The following is a 5,622-nucleotide window of genomic DNA, read 5'->3' as shown; positions in this document are numbered from 1 at the left end:
AAGCACCCTGGAAAATGAGGCGTCAGTGGATGAAATCAAAATGGCAATGGACCTAATAAAAAAACAGAGTGGTAATTAATGGAAAATATAAAGGAAATTGATAATGAAAATAAGGCAATGATAAAAATTGCCGAGTCCAATCCAATGGAGGTTAATCAGATAAATAAGTCCCTGCTTGCTGATCCTGCACCCCTTGGACTTGCAGCCTTTGGTTTTACAACATTTTTATTGAGTTTTGTCAATGCCGGAATATTATCCGGCACTGCAGTATCTGTTGTTATGCCACTGGCATTTTCCTATGGCGGATTTGCACAGCTTCTAACCGGTGCATTTGAAATGCGCAGGGGGAACACCTTTGGTTTCACAGCCTTTACATCCTACGGTTCATTCTGGTTCTTTTACGGTCTTCTGGTCTTCTTCAGCTATTTAAAAATTATAACAATTTCTGTGCATGCACTTGGCATAGCCCTGATCCTATGGGGGCTTTTTACACTTTATATGTGGGCAAACGCAATGAGACTAAATTTGGCCCTAAATATGACATTTTTATTCCTGTGGCTTGCATTCATGGCCCTTGGTTTCGGTGCATATTATTCAAATACCACACTTACCAGAATAGGTGGAATATTTGGATTCATCACCGCATTTTTCGCTGTATACACAAGCTTTGCAATAATAAGCAATTCAATAAAGGAAAAAACCCTTCCCCTTGGCTCTCCATGGTTTAAAAAATAATCATTTAATTTTTTTTATTGTTTTTAACAGCATGCCGGTTTTTATTAACGTATCAGGGCTGTCAATAATTAAATGCCTCACTGGATATTTTTGAGGGTCATATGAATCAACATGAAGCTCATAATGATCAGTAAATTCAACAAGATGGATTCCCATTGTGGACTTATATATGCCTGATCTGTAATCACGTATCTGGCCCCTTATCTTTCCAACAGATCTCCTGAATATTCCAGATTCCTCTGGTTTATTGTCAATATTTTTGCTTATCTCAATTTTCCCCTCAAGCACTGCCAGTGCACATAGGGAGTTCCATACATCATACATAAACATTATAATATAATAAATAATAAAAATCTATTGCCATGAAAAATGTTTAAATATGTTAGTGTAATACTAATTTTATATGTATGATAATAAAAAAGCCACAGAATATGAAAACAGGCTAAAAAAAGGGCAGGTTGGGACCTGGGGTGCCATAGCGGAGGAAATATCAGCAATGGCCCCAGCATGTGATGCAATAGCCTTTGTGGTATCCTCGGCAATTTTCGCATTCTTTTTAACACCATTATCATTTATAATCGCAACATTAACCATGTTTTTGGAGGTAAATACATTATATCATTTATCAAGAAGACATGCCAGCGCAGGGGGGTATTACGGTTATATTGCCAATGCATTTGGCCCTGTTCCTGCAATAAGTGCAGGATTAATGTATCCGATGTACCAGATAGTGAGTACCGCTGCAATTCCGGTTTTCGTTGCCGGTGTTGTGCTGCCGGGCGTTGTTAAATATTTCCTTGGAATTGGCATGCCAGCATGGATATGGATACCATTCATACTTGCATTTATAATTATACCCATAATGATAGCAATAATAGGAATCAGACCACAGATGAAATACATAAAATACGCATCATTTTTTGAGTTGATTTTCCTTGCCACATTATCTGCAATTATAATAATAAAGGCTCCTGATAACACAGTCAATGTATTTAATCCATTTGCGTGGCCACAGTACTCATCATGGTTTGCACCTGAGGGTGGCCCTATAGCAGGTGTTGGCCTTGGCATGATATTTGGTTTAACAAGTTTTATAGGCTACGGTGGATCAGCCCCTCTGGGTGAGGAGGCCACAAACCCAAAGGCCATAACAAGGGCACTGACAGTTGGCCTTCTGCTAGTTGGTATTGTATTGACAGAGGTTGCATACGCTCAGATCGTTGGCTGGGGGATACCAATGATGCAAACGTTTTCATCCAGCGGTATTCCTGGAATTATTGTTGCAACTGCATACACAGGTATAGTTGGCGGTGTTTTATTTTCTCTTGTTGCATTTAACTCTGCATTTTCTGATTCTGTTGCAATGCAGGCCAATGCGGGTAGAGTGTATTTTGCCATGGGCAGGGACGGAATTATACCAAAATTCTTTTCATATATACATAAAAAATATGTAACTCCATCAAAGGCCCTTATATTTGTGGCTGTTTCATCCTCAGTTATGGCAATTATATCGACATTTTTAATTGCAATGGGTGCCGGGGTTAATCCATACACACTTTTAACGAGCAGGGCCAGTGATCCGGTTATTGTTAATGCATTAACCGATTCCTTCCAGTTTTTAACAACCATGGCACTTGCCGGATTAATTATTACACACGTCCTTTTAAATACCAGTGTTATGACAATGTTCAGAAGATTAAAGGAAAAACATGGAAATATACTGGATAAAATAAAACACTTTACAGAGCATTATGCATTTCCAGCAATTGCCACCGTCATATTCCTTTTTGTTCTCTATGAATCAGTGGTGCCACCAGTGTACCCAATAACAGATGCAATCATAATAATAGGTGTTTATACATTATTTTCAGTAATTTATGCATTTTACATAAAATATAAAAAACCTGATGTTGCAAGGAGGGCGGGAAAGACCGTAAACCTGGTTGATGAGGAGCATAACAAAATTTAAATTCTTTTTTTATAATCAGGTGAGTATTCTATTAATTTTTTTGTATATTCATTTTCAGGTTTATTCATGATAGTATCAGTATCATTTTCCTCAATGATTCTGCCTTTATTAAGTATATAAATATAATCGGATGCGAAGGCCACACGGTTTATATCATGGTCTATATAAATTACAGAAATGGTTTTCCTTATGCTTTTTAAGAGTGAGAGCATATAAAATAAATTAATGGGGTCAAGCATTGAAAAAGCCTCATCCAGAACTATATATTTTGGATCAGGAATAATTGCAATTGTAAATGCAAGTTTCTGCATTTCTCCACCGGATAGTGTATTTACATATTTTGATCTATAATCATCATAATCAAGCCTGGTGGATTCAAATTTTTTTATTGAGCTTTCAATATCCACATTGTTTAATTCTGATGCGGTCATTATGTGCCATTCCACTGTCTTAACCATATTTAATGAAATGTAAGGGTCCTGAAACACATAGCGTATATAATCATATTTTTTCTCTTGGGAATTATCATAAAGAACCTCACCGGAATAATCCCTGTCATAACCAGATATTATATTTGCCAGTGTTGTTTTTCCAGAACCAGATGAACCAGTTATTCCATTTATAATATTTTCCTTAAAAATCGTTGATATATTATCAAGGGCATAAAAATCGGAATATCTAAAATTCCCGGTTTTAATTTTATATTTTTTTGTTAAATTAATTATTTTTATCATCCTTCCACCCAGGATATCTTATGCAGCGGTAACCATGACCATTAATGTTTTTATACGGTATATCGTTTTCACATTCATTATTTATGTATGGACAGGAATTTATAAAAACGCAGCCACCGTGCCTATCATTTTTTACCGGCCTGTAAACCAGATTTTTATTGGAATACAACGGAACATATTTCAGAATCATATCAGTGTATGGATGGAACCTGCATTTTAACAAATCATTAAAGTTTGCATCCTCTATAACCATGCCGTTATACATTATGTATATTCTATCTGCTATTTCAAAAAGTGCATTGACATCATTGCTTGAAATTATTATGGACGTTTTCTTTTTTATTTCCTTAAGAATTTTAAGTAACTTATATGTGGATATTGAATCAAGGCCTGTTGTGGGTTCGTCCAGCATCAGTATTTTTGGTTCCTTTAGCAGTGCCATGGCAATCACAACCCTGTGGCGCATGCCATCACTTAACTGTAAGGCCTTCATTTGAAGTATTGCAGGGTCAAGTGACAGTTCAGAAAATAGTGATTTAACATAATTTTCATCAAATGATTTCCAGTCATATAATTTACCAATCTGGAAATTAATGCTCTTTAATGGTTTAAGGCTGTTAAATGAATCCTGCTTAACATATATTGCATTATTTCTAAATTCTGAATAATTGCCCTTTTCAAATATGCTCTGACCATTGTATATTATATCACCGCTGCTTGAATAAATTTCACCCATTATGGCCCTTAACAGTGTTGTTTTACCTGATCCATTTGGGCCGAGGATGCCTATTATTTCATTTTCCCCAACAGTGAGATTAATATCTTTTATAACTTCATGGTATTTTTTATCCTGATAATAACCTGAGGATAGGTTTTTAATAATAAGCACGGATTATTATTGTAAATGTATATATAAATATTAGTATTATACTAAAAATTAGAATGTTATAACTGAATAGCCCTCATCAACCCTTTTGGCTGTTTCAACACCACCCATAACATCCCTTATCCCATCAAATATTATTTCGGGGTTTAATCCGAGGCCCTTTAAAGAAACCTTGCAGTACATAACATCTATATTTAATTCCTTCATATTATTGATCATATCCAGCATTGGTTTGGAACCGCCTGAATCCTTTAACAATGTTTCCACCCCACGGCCCAGGAACATAAAGGCAACGGTGGCGCCTGCATTCTTAACTGCATTGTATGCAAAATTCATGGCCATGTTGGCCCTGTTTATATCATCCTTTCCTGCTGTTGATATAACAAATAATTTAGCCATATATGGTAATAGTTTAATCGATAATAAATTTTTATTACATTTTTAAATCATATAAATGCAGGCAATTAAATATCAATGTATTAAAAACTAAACAGTATCCCAACGAAAACCGCCATGAGTGTTGAGGCAGCATTGACCTGCCCCTTGGTCATTTTATTTTTATTTTCAAATACCGCACCAAGTATGCTATCAAACTGGCATCCAAGGAATCCTAAAAATGTAATAATCAATATACTTATAATATTTATATTATGAAAATTAAGAACTGAATAAGAAAATGCAATAATAAAGGCACCAAAAACCGCCGCAAGCTCTCCCAGCAATGAAATCCCGCCATTAATGCCGGGCACAATTTTTTTAAAGTTTGTTATTAATCTAACATTCTTATCGAAAACCCCTATCTCAGATGCGAATGTATCTGCATTTACCGACGCAAATGATATGCTGAAGAGTTCAAAATAGGGCAGATTGTATACCTTAAATACGTTAAAAACTGCTATGATTAACCCAATCAGTGCGGCATATATAACATTGGATGCATGGCGCTCCCCATCGCGCCCCTCCTGAAGCTTCATTTTTGCCTTTTGTTGTATCCTATATTTTGTTGCCATAAACGCAGTGGCGGCAAATATAAGCATTAAAATAAGCCAGTAAATTGAACCCGCAAATGTTATAATTATTCCGACGATAAGTGCTGCAATTGTGCCCTTTAGATCAAAAACGTTGAAAACAAGTGAAAGAACAAAGAGGGACGAAAGGATTAATATTGCAGCGACAATATAGTCTACGCTAATTATCATCACCGGTTTTGATTTTATTTTTAAACTTATTTATTGTCAGACACATAAAACATAGATGCAATACAATATGCTTATAAATAATTTTGTTTTGGCAAATTT

General features: G+C 35.5%; 7 protein-coding genes. 2 read left to right on the top strand and 5 right to left on the bottom strand.

Annotated features, from left to right (window positions below; translation table 11 throughout):
• Positions 1–78 precede the first annotated feature (78 nt).
• Complete coding sequence (locus tag AOG54_RS00510) at positions 79–735, top strand: acetate uptake transporter (protein WP_231563415.1); 657 nt, start codon at positions 79–81, stop codon at positions 733–735.
• On the opposite strand, the gene AOG54_RS00505 is transcribed toward AOG54_RS00510, so the two are convergent.
• Positions 736–1,059 carry a hypothetical protein gene (locus tag AOG54_RS00505; protein WP_055032255.1) on the bottom strand — a complete coding sequence of 108 codons (324 nt, stop codon included), beginning with the start codon at positions 1,057–1,059 and terminating at the stop codon, positions 736–738.
• A gap of 79 nt (positions 1,060–1,138) precedes the next feature.
• Here AOG54_RS00505 and AOG54_RS00500 point away from each other — a divergent pair, with 79 nt between their 5' ends.
• Complete coding sequence (locus AOG54_RS00500; protein ID WP_055032254.1) at positions 1,139–2,704, top strand: APC family permease; 1,566 nt, start codon at positions 1,139–1,141, stop codon at positions 2,702–2,704.
• Here the strand turns inward: AOG54_RS00500 and AOG54_RS00495 are convergent.
• From AOG54_RS00495 to AOG54_RS00480, 4 genes are all read right to left on the bottom strand, one after another.
• Positions 2,701–3,438 carry an ABC transporter ATP-binding protein gene (locus tag AOG54_RS00495; protein ID WP_048101482.1) on the bottom strand — a complete coding sequence of 246 codons (738 nt, stop codon included), beginning with the start codon at positions 3,436–3,438 and terminating at the stop codon, positions 2,701–2,703. The genes AOG54_RS00500 and AOG54_RS00495 overlap by 4 nt on opposite strands.
• The gene (locus tag AOG54_RS00490) at positions 3,422–4,327 is read right to left on the bottom strand and encodes an ATP-binding cassette domain-containing protein (protein WP_048101481.1); all 906 of its coding nucleotides are present in this window, start codon (positions 4,325–4,327) and stop codon (positions 3,422–3,424) included. The genes AOG54_RS00495 and AOG54_RS00490 overlap by 17 nt, the downstream gene beginning before the upstream one ends.
• Before the next feature lie 48 nt (positions 4,328–4,375).
• Positions 4,376–4,723, bottom strand: coding sequence for a DsrE family protein (locus AOG54_RS00485; RefSeq protein WP_048101480.1), 348 nt, complete (start codon positions 4,721–4,723; stop codon positions 4,376–4,378).
• A gap of 80 nt (positions 4,724–4,803) precedes the next feature.
• Positions 4,804–5,523 (bottom strand): DUF92 domain-containing protein, encoded by a 720-nt coding sequence (locus AOG54_RS00480; RefSeq protein WP_054964251.1) that lies wholly within the window; start codon positions 5,521–5,523, stop codon positions 4,804–4,806.
• Between the last annotated feature and the right edge of the window lie 99 nt (positions 5,524–5,622).

Origin of the sequence: Acidiplasma aeolicum (assembly GCF_001402945.1) — an archaeon.
GTDB classification, from domain to species: domain Archaea; phylum Thermoplasmatota; class Thermoplasmata; order Thermoplasmatales; family Thermoplasmataceae; genus Acidiplasma; species Acidiplasma aeolicum.
The sequence above is the reverse complement of the archived record's forward strand: the minus strand, read 5'-3'. Positions and strand labels throughout refer to the sequence as shown.